Origin of the sequence: Pseudonocardia sp., assembly GCF_050250275.1 — a bacterium.
GTDB lineage: Bacteria > Actinomycetota > Actinomycetes > Mycobacteriales > Pseudonocardiaceae > Pseudonocardia.
The window spans coordinates 57,126-73,337 of sequence record NZ_JBFWOY010000016.1 but is presented as its reverse complement, the minus strand read 5'-3'; the positions used below and the strand labels follow the sequence as shown (position 1 = coordinate 73,337).

Sequence of the window (16,212 nt, the reverse complement as noted above, 5' to 3'; positions counted from 1 at the left end):
CATGCCGTTCACCGAGCGCCCCAGCCGGGCGCTGTACGAGGGTCCGGAGCGCGCCGCGGCACGCTCCTACCTGCGCAACATCGGCTTCACCCCCGACGACCTGCGCAAGCCGGTCGTCGGGGTCGTCCACAGCTGGACCGGGACGATGCCGTGCAACCTCAACCACCGCGACCTCGCCGCGCACGCCTGTGCGGGTCTGCGCGCCATCGGGTGCACCCCGATGGAGGTCAACACGATCGCGATCTCCGACGGGATCACGATGGGCACGCCGGGGATGCGGGCGTCGCTGGTGAGCCGCGAGCTCATCGCCGACTCCGTCGAGCTGGTCGCGCGCGGGCACATGTTCGACGGGATCGTCGGCATCGCGTCGTGCGACAAGACGGTGCCCGCCATGGCGATGGGCATGGCGCGCGTCGACCGGCCGTCGGTGCTGCTCTACGGCGGCACGATCCTGACCGGGCGGTTCCGCGGGCGTGCCGTCGCGGTGCACGACGTGTTCGAGGCGATCGGCGCCCACGCCGCGGGCACGATCACCGACGACGACCTCGACGAGATCGAGGCCGCCGCCTGCCCGGGCGCAGGAGCGTGCGGCGGGCAGTACACCGCCAACACGATGGCGATGGTCATGGAGGTGCTCGGGCTCTCGCCCGCGCGGGTCAACGGCATCCCGGCCGTCGACGCGGGCAAGCCCTCGGCCGTCGCGGAGGCGGCCGCGCTCGTCGAGACGGTCGCGACGAAGGACCTGCGCCCCAGCAGGCTGCTCACCCGGCCCGCGTTCGAGAACGCCGTCGCCGCGGTCGCGGCCTCCGGTGGCTCGACCAACGCCGTCCTGCATCTCCTCGCGCTCGCCGCGGAGGTCGGCGTCCCGCTCACCCTCGACGACATCGACCGCATCTCCCGGCGCACGCCGCTGCTGTGCGACCTCATGCCCGGCGGCACCTACAGCGCCGCCGACCTGCACGCCGCCGGCGGCACGATGCTGCTGGTCTCCCGCCTCGTCGAGGGTGGGCTCGTCGACGGCTCGACGCTCACGGTCACCGGCCGGACCCTCGCCGAGGAGGCCGCGGCGGCCACCGAGACCGCCGGGCAGCAGGTCGTCTCCCCGCTCGGGCAGCCGTTCGCGGCCGAGGGCGGCCTCGTCGTGCTGCGCGGCAACCTCGCACCGGACGGCGCCGTCGTCAAGATCACCGCACACACGCCACGCGCGCACACCGGGACCGCCCGGGTGTTCGACGGCGAACGCGCGGCGCTGGACGCCGTGCTCGGCGGCGGGGTCGGGCCGGGCGACACCGTCGTCATCCGCAACGTCGGGCCGCGCGGGGGACCCGGCATGCCGGAGATGCTGCAGGTGACCTCGGCCATCGTGGGACGCGGGCTGGGCGAGACGGTCGCCCTGGTCACCGACGGCCGCTTCAGCGGCGCGACCCGTGGTCTCATGGTCGGACACGTCGCGCCGGAGGCCGCGGCAGGCGGCCCGATCGGGCTGCTGCGCACCGGCGACCGGATCGTCCTCGACGCCGACACCCGCACGATCGCCGTCGACGCGGACCTGTCGACACGCACACCCCCGCAGCCCTCGCCGCGGGAGTTCACCACCGGCGTCTTCGCCAAATACGCCGCCACGGTCGGGTCGGCGGCCCACGGCGCGACCACGTCCCCCTGGAACGGAGCCCCCGCATGACGGACCCCCGCTCGCTGCTGTTCATCCCGTCGAACCGGCCCGACCGGTTCGAGAAGGCCTCCCGCAGCGGCGCCGACGCCGTGATCCTCGACCTGGAGGACTCGGTCGGGGTGAGCCAGAAGGTCGCCTCCCGCGACAACCTGCAGCAGGGCGCCGACCTCGCCGTCGCCGCCGGACAGTCGGTGTACGTGCGGGTCAACCCCGTCGACACCGAGTGGCACACCGAGGACCTGGCCGCGGCGGCCCGCATCGGCGCACGCGGGGTGATCGTCCCCAAGTGCGAGGACGCCGACGTCGTCGGCCGCATCGACCGCGACCTCGCCGCGGGGCTCGAGCTCGTCCTCATCCTCGAGACGGCGGCCGGGGTGCTCAACGCGGTCCCGCTCGCCCGCCCCACCGACCGCGTCCGCCGGATCTCCTTCGGCGCCTACGACTTCGCGCTCGACATGGGCGTCGTTCCGGAGCAGGCCCACGCACTCATGACGTCGTCGCGCATCCACGTCGCGATGGCCGCCGCCGCCGCCGGGGTGCAGTCGATCGACACGGCGTTCGCCGACGTCCGCGATCCCGACGCGATGCGCCGCCAGACCGAGGAGGCCCGCGGCATGGGCTTCACCGCCAAGTTCGCGATCCATCCCGGGCAGGTGCCGATCGTCAACGAGGTGCTCTCGCCGAGCCCGGCCGAGATCGACACCGCCCAGCGCATCCTCGCCGCCTTCGACGAGGCCGAGCGGGACGGGATCGCGGCGATCACCGTCGACGACAAGCTCGTCGACTACCCGATCGCCCAGCGCGCGCAGGCGACGCTGGAGCGGGCGGCGCAGTTCGGGCTGGTGGCGTCGTGAGCCTCGAACAGCGGCGGTCGGCGTCCGGGCTCGACCTGCACGTCCACACCGGCGACGGCTCCGGCGCGGCGCCGATCATCGCGCTGCACCCGTGGTTCGGCTGCTGGCAGTTCTGGCTGCCCGTCGTCGAGCTGATGCCCGAACGGGACTGGGTGCTCGTCGACATGTACTCCGGCGCGGGCACGATCCCGGCCGACGACGGCGCCTTCGACGCCCTCGCCGCGGCGATCACCTCGGCGGTCGAGGAGTACACCGACCAGCCCGTCGTGCTGATGGGCAACTCGACGGGCGGGTTGCTCGCACAGGTCATCGCCATCGCCGGGCGACCGCCGCTGGACTGGCTCGTGCTCGTCGGCACGGGCGCCACGGCCGCCGGGGTGAAGGCGCCGTTCCGGGCGACGCTGGGGGAGTGGCTCGACGCGGGCGGCAGCGCCGCGCCCGCCTCGACCGCCGCCGTCGTGCGCTCGCTGCTGTACCGGGACCCACCCGCGGACGACATGGCGCTCTACGCCGAGGCCGTCGAGACCGCCGACTACCCGTTCCTGTCCGCGGTGCTGCGCGGTGTGCTCGGCGGCGACGTCGTCGACAGGCTGCCGCAGATCTCCGTGCCCACCCTGGTGATCCGGGGTGCCGAGGACGCCGCCCGCACCGAGGAGCACGTCGCCACGCTGATGGCCGGCATCCCCGACTGCCGGGCCGTGGAGATCCCGCTCGCCGGGCACTCGCCGCAGGTCGACACCCCGGCCGAGGTCGCCGCCGCGATGCGAGACCTGTTGCGGGACAGAGCATGACGGGCCCCGGCGGGCGCGACGTCGTCGGCTACGGGCCGAACCCGCCGACGCGGCGCTGGCTCGGCGACGACCGGCTCGCGATCTCGCTCGTCGTCAACTACGAGGAGGGCTCGGAGCGCTCGCTGCCCGCCGGGGACGCCACGCAGGAGGCGCTCACCGAGTGGGGCGCGTACCCGTTCCCCGACGGCGTGCGCAACCTCGCGATGGAGTCGATGTACGACTACGGCTCCCGGGTCGGCGTCTGGCGGATCCTCGACGTGCTGCGCCGTCGCGGCGTGCCCGCGACGTTCTTCGCGTGCGCGCAGGCGTTCGAGATGGCACCCGCGGTCGCCGAGGCGGTCGTCGCGGCGGGGCACGAGGTGTGCAGCCACGGCTGGCGCTGGGAGGAGGTGTGGCAGCTCACCGAGGACGAGGAGCGCGAGCACATCCGGATGGCCGTCGAGTCGCTGGAACGCACCACCGGGTCGCGGCCCGTCGGCTGGTACTGCCGCTACGGCCCCAGCGAACGGACCCGGCGGCTCGTCGTCGAGGAGGGCGGCTTCCTCTACGACTCCGACTCCTACGCCGACGACGTGCCCTTCGAGGTCGACGTCGACGGCACGTCGCACCTGGTGGTGCCCTACACGGCCGACACCAACGACATCCAGTTCTGGCTCGCCGACCCGCTCGCGACGTCCGAGCAGTTCTTCACCTACCTCAAGGACGCCTTCGACACGCTCTACCGCGAGTCGGAGCAGGCACCGCGGATGATGTCGGTCGGCCTGCACTGCCGGATCATCGGGCGCCCGGCCCGCATCCGCGGGCTGGAACGGTTCGTCGAGTACGCGTCGGGGTTCGACGGTGTCGTCTTCACGACGCGCGAGCGCATCGCGCGCGGATGGCGGGCGGCCGAGGGAGCCGTCCCCCCACCCGTGACCGTGCTGCCCGCCGAGCCGGCGGGCGACGGCTCGTGGGCGCGGATGATCGTCGACGCCGACTCGGTGCCCGGCGCGACCGCGACGCTCGGGCGCTCGCACGTCCTGCCGGGGGAGTCGACGCCGATGATCCGGCACACGACCGAGGAGGTCTGCCTGGTCGTGGAGGGGTCCGGGGTGCTGCGCACCGACCTCGGCGACGTCGCGTTCACGGTGGGCGACGCGCTGCACATCCCGGCGGGCCGGCCGCACGCGATCGTCAACACCGGTGACGTCCCGGCGGGCATGGTGTTCTCGTTCCCGGGCGCCCGGCGGCCGCGGACGGAGGAGTGTCCCGAATAGCGACTACTAAACCCTTGTCGCGTCCCGGCGCAGAGGTCTAACCTCTCGCCATGCAGAGGACGGGCCAATCGCGAACGCGGCTGTACATCGCCGTGGCCCAGCAGCTGCTGACGTCGATCGCCACCGGGGAGTACGTGCCCGGGACCCGGCTGCCGGGCGACCGCGACCTGGCAGAACGCCTCGACGTCTCCCGCACCACCGCACGCGAGGCCATCCTCGCGCTGGAGCTCGTCGGGGCCGTCGAGGTCCGCCACGGCGACGGCACCTACGTCCGCGCCCACCCCGCGGTCGAGGCGATCGAGGAGACGGCGCTCGACGTCGCACCCCGCGAGCTGATCGAGGCCCGCCGCAGCGTCGAACCCGCCGTCGCGGCCCTGGTGGCCACACGCGTCGACACCGGCACGATCACCCGGCTGCAGCGCATCGTCGACGAGTCCGCCGAGCTCGTGGCCGACCCGGCCGCGCTGACGCGGTTCCTCGAACTGGGCCTGCGCTTCCACGCCGAGCTGTCGCTGGGCTGCGGCAACACCATCCTGGCCGGGATCGTCGGCCAGTTCGTCAGCGCCGAGTCGCACCCGCTGTGGGTGCTGATCAACCAGCTCGCCGTCAGCTCGATGGCCGCGCGGCAGGGCCAGCTCGACGACCACCGGCTGCTCGTCGCCGCCATCCGCGCGGGCGACACCGCCGAGGCGTCGCGGGTCATGACGGACCATCTCGCGGCCGTCGACACCGTGATCTTCCATCCCGCGGCGAGCGAGGCCGCCCCACCCGCCAGCTGAGTCGCCCGAGAGCCGAGGAGAGTCACCCATGACTGCGCCCACGCACGCCGATCTGGTCGTCCACGGCGGCACCGTCGTCAACGCCGGCGGCAGCGGACCTGGCACGGTCGTCGTCAGCGGCGGGCGGATCGTCGCGGTCCAGGACCCGTCGCTGCCGCTGCCCCCGCACGACCGGGCGATCGACGCCACCGGCTCGCTCGTGATCCCCGGCGGGGTCGACCCGCACTGCCACATCGGGCAGCGCCTCGGCGAGTACGCCCAGCTCGACGACTACGAGTCGGCCAGCATCGCCGCGCTGTGGGGCGGCACGACGACCGTCGTCGACTTCGCGATCCCGGACCCGGGCCAGCGCCCGATCGACGCCGTTCACGAGCGGCGCAAGCTCGCCGAGATCTCCCGCTGCGACACCGCGCTGCACGGCTGCGTCATCGACTGGGACGACTCGACGCCGGCCCAGATCGCCGAGATGGCCAACACCGGCGTGCGGACGATCAAGCTGTTCACGACGTACAAGGACGTCGTCATGGCCGGCCCCGACACGGTGCTGGAGGTGCTGCGCACCCTGCACGCCCAGGGCGGCATCGCCTACGTGCACGCCGAGGCCAACCACGTCATCGAGGACGCGCAGGCCCTCGCCGTCGCGGCGGGGGAGGCGGCCGCGGGTCACATGCCGCGCACCCGGCCCGAGCTGGCGGAGGCCTCGGCGGTGTCGCAGGTGCTGGCCACGGCCGAGCACGTCGACGCGCCCGTCTACTTCGTCCACCAGACCACAGCCGAGGCCGTCGACCTGGTCCGCGCGGCGCGCCGCCGTGGGGTGCGTGCCTACACCGAGACCTGCCCACACTACCTCTACCTCGACGAGCGCACCTACTCCACCGAGCACCCCGAGCGGTTCGTCTGCTGCCCGCCGCTGCGCGCGCCGGGGACGGTCGCGCAGCTGCGCGCCCGCGCCCTCGTCGGCGACGTCGACACCCTCGGCTCGGACCACTGCTGCTACTCGACGAGTCAGAAGACCGAGCACTCCCACGACGTGCGGGTCATGCCCAACGGCCTGCCGGGCGTCGAGACGCGCCTGGCGGTCACGTTCACCCAGCTCGTCGTGCGCGGCGGGATGCCGGTGGAGCGGTTCGTCGGCATGTTCGCGACGAACCCGGCCCGGCTCAACGGGCTGACCGGCAAGGGGGTCGTGGCGGCGGGCCACGACGCGGACCTCGTCGTGGTCGACCCCGCGGCCCGGCGCCATGCCCGTAGCGGTGACCTGCACATGGCCACCGACTACACGCCCTACGAGGGCGAGGAGCTGGCCGGCTGGCCGTCGGTCGTCGTGAGCGGCGGCCGCGTGGTGCTCGACGCCGACGGCTTCCACGACCCGGGTCCCGTCGGCCGTGCGCTCGAGGCCGACCCCATGCCCGACCACCTCATCACCTGACGCACGTCTGCACGTTTGCACGTCCGCACGTCTGCACTCCGGAAGGCCCGCACTCACGAGGTACGCACACCGTACGGAGCCCGACATGTCGCATCCCCGCAGCAGCACGACCGACGGCGGTCCCGGACCGTCCGGAGGGCCGGGTGCGCCGGTCGGGTGCGCCCCCGACAGCACGACGTACAACCGGCCGACGCCCACCGGGCGTCCGGCGCGCAGCACGACCGTCGTCCGGAGTCGGCTCCGTGACGACCGTCGGTGCGCAGGTCGCGATCATCGTGGTCATCCCGATGGTGGTCGTGGCGTCAGGGGTCGGGCCGGCGTGGCCGCGAGGGCAACGTCCGTGATCGAGGCGGCGGCCCGTTGCGGGTCCGGGACGCGAGGCGGCTTCCTCAAGGAGATCACCGAGATCGGCAGGCGCTGACCGGCGCCGCTGCGTGGAGTGGTCCCCGCCCGGCGCGGGGCCGTCGTGGCGGGGCCGTCGTGGCGGGACCGGTGGCGACGTGTCGCCGAGCGTCGCGCAGGGCCCGGCGACGGCCGTCGAGCACCCCTGCGAGGAGGGTCCCGCCACGCCGGGGCGCGGACCGGCTGCGGGCTGTAGCCGTTCAAGATTGCATACCGATCGGGCGCAGTCACCGCGTGCTTACGAAACTCAACAGTTACAAACCGGTCGCCAGATCTGTTGACTGAGGAGCGGAAACCCGCTTCGATTGGCCGATCGGGGGACTGAATCTGGTCCGAGAAGAGGGCAGCACATGTATACACGTAGAGCCCGGCGCTGGATGGCAGGAGCCATCGCCGCCGTCGCCGTGGTGGCACTTGCCGCCTGCTCCAAGGGCGGGTCCACGTCGACGTCGACCGACTCCGGTGCGTCCGGTGCGTCCGCGGCGGCCGTGCCGCAGGCGGTGACCGACCTGATCGCGAAGTACAGCGGTCCGTCGACGTTCACCCCGCCCGGCCCGCCGATCGACGTCACGCCGCTCAAGGGCAAGAAGGTCTTCGACATCCCGGCGGTGCCGAACCCCTTCGTGCAGTCGATCTCGGCCTCCATGAAGGAGGCGGCCGAGAAGGCGGGCATGACCTACACGAAGTTCGACAACCAGGCCCAGGTCTCCCAGTGGGTCCAGGGCATGAACCAGGCCATCGCGTCCAAGCAGGACATCATCGTCCTCAACGGCGCGCCCGACCCCCGCGCACTCGGCCCGCAGCTGCAGGCGGCGAAGGCCGCCGGCATCCCCGTCATCGTGATGCACTTCCACGACAACGACATGCCGGCCGTGCCGTCCTGTGAGGGCTGCACCGACGTCACCGCCACGGTGACCGCGCCGTTCAACGAGGCCGGCAGGGCCGCGGCCGCATGGATGATCAAGGACTCCGGCGGTGCGGCGAACGTGCTGATCGTCGGCGGCAGCGACATCCTGCCCAGCCCCGGCACCATCAAGGCGATGCAGGACGAGTTCGCGGCCAACTGCTCCGGCTGCTCCAACACCGTCATCAACATCCCGGTGGCGGACTGGAACACCAAGACCCAGGGCATCGTGCAGTCCGCGCTGCAGGCCAACCCGAAGGTCAACTACGTCTACGTGCTCTACGACGCCATGGTCGCCGGAGCGATCCCCGCCGTGCAGACGCTGGCCAAGACCGGCCAGGTCAAGATCACGAGCTACAACGGCTCCCCGTTCGCGCTCGACGCGATCCGTCAGTCCAACGGTGACCTGGTCGCCATGAACGTCGGCGAGGACACCCCCGGCATCGGCTACGCGACGATGGACCAGGTCTTCCGGGTCCTGCTCGGCCAGCCGCCCGTCCCGGAGCGCACCCCGATCCGCATCTGGGACAAGACCAACGTCGCCGAGGCCGGCACCCCGGCCAAGGCCGGCGAGGGTTATGGCAACGCCTACACCGCCGGGTTCCTGAAGCTGTGGGGCCTGGGCGGCGCCTGACGTCGCACGAGTTCCGCTCCCTGACGGTCCCGGGCCGGCCGCGCCGACGCGGCCGGTCCGGGACCCGGGTGAGCAACCCCTTCCACCACGTGCCTGCCGAGGAGGACAGACATGACGAACCCGACGACCCCACTCGTCCGGATCCGCGGGCTCACCAAGATCTTCGGTGGCCAGCGTGCCCTCGACGGCGTCGACCTCACGATCATGCCGGGTGAGGTGCACGGGCTGCTGGGGGAGAACGGGTCGGGAAAGTCGACCCTGATCAAGGTCCTGTCCGGGTTCCACACCCCGGACGAGGGCACGCTCGAGGTCGCCGGCCGCGACGTCCCGCTACCGCTGCTGCCGGGCCAGCACCGCAGCCTCGGGTTCGAGTTCGTCCACCAGGACCTGGGACTCGTGCCGTCGTTGTCGGTCACCGAGAACCTGATGCTGGGCGAGATCGCCGCGTCCCGGAAGGCCGTCTACTCGTGGCGGGCCGCCCGCGAACGGGCCGCGACGATGTTCGCCCGCTACGACGTCGACATCGACCCCGACGCCGCCGTCGAACGGATCCGCCCGGTCGACCGCGCGATGCTCGCGATCGTGCGCGCCGTGGAGAGCATCCGCGACGGCGCCGCCGCCACCGGCGACGCCGGGGCGAACATGCTCGTCCTCGACGAGCCGACGGTCTTCCTGCCCAAGCAGGAGGTCGGCCAGCTGTTCTCCCTGGTCAAGCGGATCACCGCCGACGGGTCGAGCGTCCTGTTCGTCTCCCACGACCTCGACGAGGTCCGCGAGATCACCGACCGCGTCACCGTGCTGCGCGACGGCCGCACGTCCGGTAGCGCCGTCACCAGCGAGACCTCGGGCCGCGAGCTCGTCACGATGATCATCGGTCGTGAGCTCGCCGAGCACCCGCACGAGACCGCGTCCACCGCGGCCGTCGGCCGCGACGTGGTGATGTCGGTGCGGGGACTGTCCCACGGGCCGCTGCAGGACGTGTCGTTCGACCTGCACGAGGGCGAGGTGCTCGGGTTCGCCGGGCTCGTCGGGTCCGGCTACGAGGAGGTCGTGTACTCGCTGTTCGGTGCCTCGCCCGGCGCGACCGGCACGATCAGCGCGGGCGACCGCACGATCGACATCACGAACCTGACACCCCGGCGCGCGATGTCGCTGGGCATGGCGCTCGTCCCCGGCGACCGCAAGAACGCCGGCAGCGTCGGCACCCTCTCGCTCGGCGAGAACATGAACCTGACGGTGCTCGACCGCTACTTCCGGGGCTGGCGGCTGCGGCACGGGAAGATGCGCGACAACGTCCGCCAGCTCATCGGCGAGTTCGACGTCCGCCCCGCCGTGCCCGAGTTGGAGTACGGCTCGCTGTCGGGCGGCAACCAGCAGAAGGCCCTGATGGCCAAGTGGCAGCAGATCCAGCCGAAGGTGCTGCTGCTGCACGAACCCACCCAGGGCGTCGACGTCGGTGCGCGCCAGCAGATCTTCGACATGATCCGGGGCAGCACCGCCACCGGCGCGACGATCTGCGCCAGCTCGGAGTACGAGCAGCTCGAGACCATCTGCGACCGCGTCGGGATCTTCGTGCGCGGCAGGCTCGTCACCTTCGTGACGGGCGCTGACATCACCAAGGCCCGCATCGCCGACCTGTGCCACGGACAGGCGTCGGCACCCGTCCCGGCCCCATGAACGAGGAGAAAGGCGCCGACATGACGACCGCGCGCAAGGACGTCGACACCCCGGAGGCCGCGGGGCCGCCCGCGGCCGACACCGCCACTACGGCGGCCGACCCTGCCGAGAAGGCGGCCCGGCGCCGGCCCACCGGCCGGCTCGAGGCGATGGCGCTGCCACTCACGTGGCTCGCCGTGATCATCGTCTTCAGCATCCTCGAGACCGACACGTTCTTCACCTCGGCCAACGCCGCGTCGATCCTGGCCTCGCAGGCCGTGCTCGTGGTGGTGACGCTCGGCCTGATCGTGCCCCTCATCGCGGGCGACTTCGACCTGTCGATCGGCGCCGTCGTCGGCATGTCGGCGCTGATCATCGCGATCCTCAACGTCCAACAGGGCTGGAACATCTGGGCGGCGATCCTCGTCGCGCTGATCGCGGGCATCGCCGTCGGGCTGGTCAACGGGGCGCTGACGGTGCTGCTCGGCATCGACAGCCTGATCGTGACCCTCGGCATGAGCACGCTGCTGGCGGGCGTCGCGCTGTGGATCAGCGGCGCGAACACGATCACCGGCGTCGACCAGACCCTGATCGACATCGTGATCTCCTACCGCCTGTTCGGCATCCCGCTGGAGTTCTACTACGCGATCATCTTCGCGCTGATCCTCTGGTACGTCTTCGCCTTCACCCCGCTGGGCCAGCGGCTGCTCGTCGTCGGCCGCAACCGTGAGGTCGCCCGGCTCTCGGGCATGCGGGTGTCGACGCTGCGCATCGGCGCGCTCGTCACGTCGGCGTTCGTGGCCGCGCTCGGCGGCGTGCTCATCGCGGGAACCTCCGGCTCCGCGGGCCCGACCACCGGTCTGGACCTGCTGCTGCCGGCGTTCGCGGCGGCGTTCCTCGGATCGACGACGATCAAGCCCGGCCGGTTCAACCCGTGGGGCACGGTGATCGCGGTGTACTTCCTCGTCACCGGCATCACGGGCCTGCAGCTGCTGGGCCTGCAGTCGTTCGTGCAGAACATCTTCTACGGCGGCGCCCTCATCCTCGCCGTGTCGTTCTCGCAGATCATCCGGCGCCGCCGGATGAAGCGCGGCATCTGACCAGGTGCCACGGAAAGTCCCAGGACGACCACCCTTCGCGCTGCGCGAAGGTGTCGCACTCTCGGTATCGGCCCTGGCGGCCGGCGGCTTCGCGGTCGTCGGCGCCTCGGCCAACGCGCCACTGATCCGGGCCGATCTCGGCCTGTCCGAGGTGGGCGTCGGCGCCATCGCGTCGGTCGCCTACCTCGGCGCCATGCTGACCGCGCGCCCCGCCGGGCGCGCCACCGACCGGTTCGGCCCCGCCGTCGTCCTCGCCACGGGCCTGCTGGTCATGGCGGCCGGCGTGACCGTCGTGGCCACCGCGCCGGTCACCGCGGTCTTCTTCGCCGGCATCGCGGTGGCCGGTACGGGCTACGGCATCATCAACCCGCCGACCAACGTCCTCGCCAACCCCGGCCGCGCGCAGCGCCGCGGGCTGGTGATGAGCGTCAAGCAGGCGGGCGTGCCCCTCGGCGGCATCCTCGCCGGTGCGCTGCTCCCCGCGCTCGGCTCGGTGTACGGCTGGCGGTGGGCCGCCGTCGTCCCGCTCGCGACCTGCGTGCTGGCCGGCCTGCTCGTCGCGGTCCGCGGCCGGCTGCGGTCGGCCTCGGTCGGCGACGGCACCGCCCTGCTCCGCCCGGACGTGCGGATGCGGCTGCCCCACGGCTACGGCTACGGCTTCGTGATGGCCGGCGCCCAGGTGAGCATCTTCGCGTTCACCACCGTCTACCTCGTGGAGCAGCGCGGCCTGACGGCCGCCGAGGCGGGCCTGGGCGTGGCGTTGCTGCTGGTCGGTGGGGTGTGCGGGCGCCCGCTCTGGGGCTGGTTCTCCGACCTGCGTCCCGAGCTGCGCCTGCGCCACCTGCAGGTCGTGTCGGTGCTGGGGGCCGTCGCCGTGACCCTGCTGTGGGTGGTGCCGGCGGGTCTGCTGCCGGTGGCGCTGCTCGTCGTCGGGTTGTGCGCGGTCGGCTGGAACGGCGTCTACGTCGCCGCGGTCGCCGAGGCGGCCGAACCGGGCCAGGTCGGGGGGACGACGGGCGCGTCCCTCGTGCTGATCAACCTCGGCGCCGTCGCGTGCCCACTGCTGATCGGGTTCGTCGTGTCCCTGGCCGGTCGATGGTCGATCGGCTGGATCGTGTGCGCGGCGCTGAACCTGGCCGGGGCGGCGATCGTCGCGGCGTCGCGCGCGGTACCGGCGCAGGCCGGCCCGTCCACCGGGTCCGCACGCTCGCCGGAGCCGGCCGAGGAGACCGAGGAGACCGAGGAGATGCAGCCGTGACCGTCATCGACCGCGACTGGGCCGTGCTGGGCAGCACCGGGCTGCCGGTCACCCGCTTCACCCTGGGCACCGCGACGTTCGGAGGCCAGTGCGACGAGAAGGAGTCGCACGCGATCCTCGACCGCGCCGACGACCTCGGCATCGCCGTCCTCGACACCGCCGACAAGTACCCCATCGGCAGTGACTGGGACCGGGCGGGCGTGACCGAGGAGATCGTCGGGAGCTGGCTCTCCGACGGCAGGCGCGACCGGTTCCTGCTGGCCACGAAGCTGCACGGGCGCACGGGGCCGCGGCCGTGGCACGGCGGGCTGTCGCGCGCGCACGTCGTGGCGGCCGCGGAGGCGTCGCTGCGGCGGTTGCGCACCGACCACATCGACCTCTACCAGCTGCACCGCCCCGATCCGCTCACCCCGATCGAGGAGACCCTGCACGCCCTCGACGACCTGGTCAGGGCGGGGAAGGTCCGCTACATCGGGTGCTCGAACTTCCTGGCCTACCAGGTGGCCCGCGCCCTCGGGCGCAGCGCGCTGCACGACCGGGCCGCGTTCGTCTCCGTTCAGGCCCGCTACAACCTGCTGTTCCGCGAGCACGAGCGCGAGCTGTTCCCGCTCTGTCGTGAGGAGGGGCTCGGTGTGCTGGCCTACAACGCGCTGGCCGGCGGGATGCTGACCGGAAAGCACCGCCGTGAGGGCGGCACCGCCGGCGGCACCCGGTTCGCCGACGCCGGCGCCGGCGCGCTCTACCGCGGCCGTTACTGGCACGACGACGCGTTCGACGCGGTCGACCGGATCCGTGCACTGGCCGGTGAGGCGGGCCTGGCGATGCCGGTACTGGCGACGGCGTGGCTGCGGTCGCGGCCGGGTGTGACGTCGGTGATCCTCGGCGCCACCCGCCCCGACCAGCTCGATCTCGCCGCCGCGGCCGCGGCGGTCGAGCTCGACGACTCCCTGGTCGCCGAGCTCGACACGCTGACCGCGCGGTTCCGGACCGGCGACGCGATCCAGTGAGCCGCTACTTCTGCAGAGCCGAGTTGCCGCGGGCCGGCGCGTCGATGTGCTGCAGGGCCTCCTCGTGGAACTCCTGGTAGGTCCCGTACTTCGACACCCGGCCGTAGGTGGGCAGGCCGATGATCTCGGCCGTCCGCTCGGCGGCCTTGCGCACCGCGCCCAGGTCCACGCCGGTGCGGATGCCCATCTCGTCGAACATGTTGACGACGTCCTCGGTCGGCACGTTGCCCATGCCCAGCACCGAGACGGGCATCGAGATGCCGCCGCCGTAGCCGCCGGTGCACGTCTCGAACAGGGTGGCGCCGTTGTCGAACGCGGCGACGATGTTGGCCAGCGCCATGCCGGTCCGGTCGTGCATGTGCATGCCCAGGGTCAGCTCGGGCCAGCGCGAGGTGATCGCCGCGACCCGCTTGGCCACCATGCGGGGGTTCGCCATGCCGATGCTGTCGGCGATGCTGACCTCGGTGATCCCGAAGCCGACGAACGTCTCGATGAGCCCGAGGACGTGCTCCTCGGTCTGCTCACCCTCGTAGGGGCACAGGAAGCAGCAGCCCATGCTGACGTTGACCTCGACCTTCTCGGCATGGGCGAGTTCGGTGATCAGCCGGATCTGCTCGACGTTCTGCGCGAGCGTCATGTTCGAGTTCTTCTTGTTGTACGTCTCGCTCGCGACGATCAGCGACGACAGCTTGGTGCAGCCCGCGGCGACGGCCCGCTGGGCGCCGCGCAGGTTGGGCACCAGCGCACGGAACACCGTGCCGGGCCGGTCGGGCAGTCGCTGCACGACCTCGCTCGCGTCGGCGAGCATCGGGATGACCTTCGGGTGGACGAAGCCGGTGACCTCGAGCTCGGGGATGCCCGCGTCGGCGAGCATCTCGATGAGCTCGAGCTTCTCCTCGGTCGTCGGGACGTGCCAGTCCGACTCGTAGACCATCGTCTGCAGCCCATCGCGCAGCAGGACCTCGACGATGTGGGCCTGGGGCTCCTCGGCCATGCGTGCGTCCTCTCGATGTGATGATGATTCACGCTGAATGTATACGATTTATTGGCTCGATACCATGCTTTGCGGACCTGGTCCCGCTTGCTGAAATGGCCTCTCGATCAGGCTGTTCTTGGTAGCTGCCGATGTGCGAGTGTGGACCAACGGTACGGGCTGTACACGGCAAGTCGCATACAATTGGAGTGTTCGTGACGGAAGTGCGCGCAGGGTGGGGCCGGGTGCTCACGGCCGTCACCTGCTCGGCCACGCTGACGATGCTGCCGGTCTTCCTCCTGGGCGCGGCCGCCCCCGGCATCGCCGCCGACCTGCACTTCGACGCCGGCCGACTCGGCCTCGCGGTCTCCGCCTTCTGGATCGCCATGGCCGTCGCCGGGCTCGCGGGCGGACACGTCGCGCACGCCCTCGGCCCCCGCGTCACGACGCTGGCGGGCATCGCCATCGGGATCGCCTCCCTCGTCGGCCTCGCGACCGCCGCATCGTTCCCGCTGCTGGTCGTGTTCGCCGTCGTCGGCGGGATCGCGACGGCCGTCGCCACCCCCGCGGGCGACATGGCCCTGTTCGCCGTCGTCCCCGCCGACCGGCGCGGCCTCGCCTACTGCATCAAACAGGCCTCCCTCCCCGGGGCGTCGCTGCTGGCCGGGCTCGGCGTCCCGCTCGTCGTCCTCACCTACGGCTGGCGCTGGGCCTTCGCGGCCGCCGTCCTCGTCGCGCTCCCGGCGCTGATCGCGTTGCCCCGCAGGCTTCCCCGCTCGCATGCGCCCGCGTCGTCCGAGCCGATGCCGCGGCGGGCGGTCAAGCCGCGCGGCCTCGTCCCCGTGTCGGTCGCCGTCGGGCTCGCGATGGCGGCGGTGTCGGCGACCGGCGGCTTCTACGTCGTCGCCGCCGTCGCCGGTGGTACCGCCCCCCCGACCGCGGGGTTCCTGCTCGCGCTCGGCGGTGTCTGCGGGATCGGCGGGCGCTTCATCGCGTCCTGGCGCTTCGGGACGGCCCGCCGGCCGCTGCTCGTCTGCGCCGGCCTGATGGCCGCCGGTGGTGTCGGCACCGCCGGACTGGCCACGACCGGCACGACCGCCGGCCTCGCCGCCGCCACCGTCCTGGCCTGCGGCGCCGGGTGGGGCTGGAACGGGCTGCTCACCCAGGACGTCGTCGCCTCGCACCCGGAGGCCACCGCCCGCGCATCCGCCGCGATCATGGTGGGCGCCGCGGTCGGCGGGGTCGCGGGCCCGGCCCTGTTCGGCCTCGTCGCCACGGCCGTGAGCTACACCGTGGCCTGGTACTGCGCCGGCGCGTGCCTGCTGCTCGCCGCTGCGGTCCTGGCCGTGCGCGAGGCCCGCCGCCGGCTCCCGGCCTCCGCGGCCCGGTGAGCGGTGACGGCCGCGGCCGCCACCACCGGCCGAGCGGCGTGGGGCCCACCGTCCGCGCGCAACCCCACCGTTGTTGCGGGGGCACCGCCACGACCGTGAGGTTGCG

Annotated in this window: 13 protein-coding genes; 12 read left to right on the top strand and 1 reads right to left on the bottom strand. The window is 72.5% G+C overall.

Annotation, left to right across the window (positions count from 1 at the left end):
* Window position 1: 1 nt before the first annotated feature.
* From AB7F12_RS16040 to AB7F12_RS15990, 11 genes are all read left to right on the top strand, one after another.
* Window positions 2-1,681, top strand: a complete 1,680-nt coding sequence (locus AB7F12_RS16040; RefSeq protein WP_428501153.1) for a dihydroxy-acid dehydratase — start codon at window positions 2-4, stop codon at window positions 1,679-1,681.
* Window positions 1,678-2,526, top strand: coding sequence for an HpcH/HpaI aldolase/citrate lyase family protein (locus tag AB7F12_RS16035; RefSeq protein WP_428501152.1), 849 nt, complete (start codon window positions 1,678-1,680; stop codon window positions 2,524-2,526). The genes AB7F12_RS16040 and AB7F12_RS16035 overlap by 4 nt, the downstream gene beginning before the upstream one ends.
* Window positions 2,523-3,317, top strand: coding sequence for an alpha/beta fold hydrolase (locus tag AB7F12_RS16030; protein ID WP_428501151.1), 795 nt, complete (start codon window positions 2,523-2,525; stop codon window positions 3,315-3,317). Before AB7F12_RS16035 ends, AB7F12_RS16030 begins: the two co-directional genes overlap by 4 nt.
* Window positions 3,314-4,573, top strand: a complete 1,260-nt coding sequence (locus AB7F12_RS16025) for a polysaccharide deacetylase family protein (RefSeq protein WP_428501150.1) — start codon at window positions 3,314-3,316, stop codon at window positions 4,571-4,573. Before AB7F12_RS16030 ends, AB7F12_RS16025 begins: the two co-directional genes overlap by 4 nt.
* A gap of 50 nt (window positions 4,574-4,623) precedes the next feature.
* Entirely contained in the window at window positions 4,624-5,352 is a 729-nt protein-coding gene (locus AB7F12_RS16020) for a FadR/GntR family transcriptional regulator (RefSeq protein WP_428501149.1), read from the top strand.
* 28 nt (window positions 5,353-5,380) lie between these two features.
* Complete coding sequence (locus AB7F12_RS16015; protein ID WP_428501148.1) at window positions 5,381-6,781, top strand: amidohydrolase family protein; 1,401 nt, start codon at window positions 5,381-5,383, stop codon at window positions 6,779-6,781.
* 779 nt (window positions 6,782-7,560) lie between these two features.
* Window positions 7,561-8,721, top strand: coding sequence for a sugar ABC transporter substrate-binding protein (locus tag AB7F12_RS16010; protein WP_428501147.1), 1,161 nt, complete (start codon window positions 7,561-7,563; stop codon window positions 8,719-8,721).
* A 111-nt stretch (window positions 8,722-8,832) separates the two neighbouring features.
* A complete protein-coding gene (locus AB7F12_RS16005) occupies window positions 8,833-10,398 on the top strand; it encodes a sugar ABC transporter ATP-binding protein (RefSeq protein WP_428501146.1) in 1,566 nt (521 codons plus the stop codon).
* Window positions 10,399-10,418: 20 nt separating this feature from the next.
* Window positions 10,419-11,477, top strand: a complete 1,059-nt coding sequence (locus AB7F12_RS16000) for an ABC transporter permease (protein ID WP_428516701.1) — start codon at window positions 10,419-10,421, stop codon at window positions 11,475-11,477.
* Between the two features lie 4 nt (window positions 11,478-11,481).
* Window positions 11,482-12,735: an MFS transporter gene (locus AB7F12_RS15995; RefSeq protein ID WP_428501144.1), complete on the top strand. Its 1,254-nt coding sequence runs from the start codon at window positions 11,482-11,484 to the stop codon at window positions 12,733-12,735.
* Window positions 12,732-13,742 carry an aldo/keto reductase gene (locus AB7F12_RS15990; protein ID WP_428501143.1) on the top strand — a complete coding sequence of 337 codons (1,011 nt, stop codon included), beginning with the start codon at window positions 12,732-12,734 and terminating at the stop codon, window positions 13,740-13,742. The genes AB7F12_RS15995 and AB7F12_RS15990 overlap by 4 nt, the downstream gene beginning before the upstream one ends.
* A 4-nt stretch (window positions 13,743-13,746) precedes the next feature.
* Here the strand turns inward: AB7F12_RS15990 and AB7F12_RS15985 are convergent, their stop codons facing one another.
* Window positions 13,747-14,736 (bottom strand): hydroxymethylglutaryl-CoA lyase, encoded by a 990-nt coding sequence (locus AB7F12_RS15985; RefSeq protein WP_428501142.1) that lies wholly within the window; start codon window positions 14,734-14,736, stop codon window positions 13,747-13,749.
* A 194-nt stretch (window positions 14,737-14,930) separates the two neighbouring features.
* Between AB7F12_RS15985 and AB7F12_RS15980 the strand changes: the two genes are divergently transcribed.
* Window positions 14,931-16,106: an MFS transporter gene (locus AB7F12_RS15980; protein WP_428501141.1), complete on the top strand. Its 1,176-nt coding sequence runs from the start codon at window positions 14,931-14,933 to the stop codon at window positions 16,104-16,106.
* The last annotated feature ends 106 nt before the right edge of the window (window positions 16,107-16,212 follow it).

Bases quoted from the DNA above. Each gene is read 5' to 3' on its own strand.
- AB7F12_RS16025 (WP_428501150.1), top strand. From the start codon at position 3,314: ATGACGGGCCCCGGCGGGCGCGACGTCGTCGGCTACGGGCCGAACCCG.
- AB7F12_RS16040 (WP_428501153.1), top strand. From the start codon at position 2: ATGCCGTTCACCGAGCGCCCCAGCCGGGCGCTGTACGAGGGTCCGGAG.
- AB7F12_RS16015 (WP_428501148.1), top strand. From the start codon at position 5,381: ATGACTGCGCCCACGCACGCCGATCTGGTCGTCCACGGCGGCACCGTC.
- AB7F12_RS16005 (WP_428501146.1), top strand. From the start codon at position 8,833: ATGACGAACCCGACGACCCCACTCGTCCGGATCCGCGGGCTCACCAAG.
- AB7F12_RS16020 (WP_428501149.1), top strand. From the start codon at position 4,624: ATGCAGAGGACGGGCCAATCGCGAACGCGGCTGTACATCGCCGTGGCC.
- AB7F12_RS16010 (WP_428501147.1), top strand. From the start codon at position 7,561: ATGGCAGGAGCCATCGCCGCCGTCGCCGTGGTGGCACTTGCCGCCTGC.
- AB7F12_RS15985 (WP_428501142.1), bottom strand. From the start codon at position 14,736: ATGGCCGAGGAGCCCCAGGCCCACATCGTCGAGGTCCTGCTGCGCGAT.
- AB7F12_RS16000 (WP_428516701.1), top strand. From the start codon at position 10,419: ATGACGACCGCGCGCAAGGACGTCGACACCCCGGAGGCCGCGGGGCCG.
- AB7F12_RS16035 (WP_428501152.1), top strand. From the start codon at position 1,678: ATGACGGACCCCCGCTCGCTGCTGTTCATCCCGTCGAACCGGCCCGAC.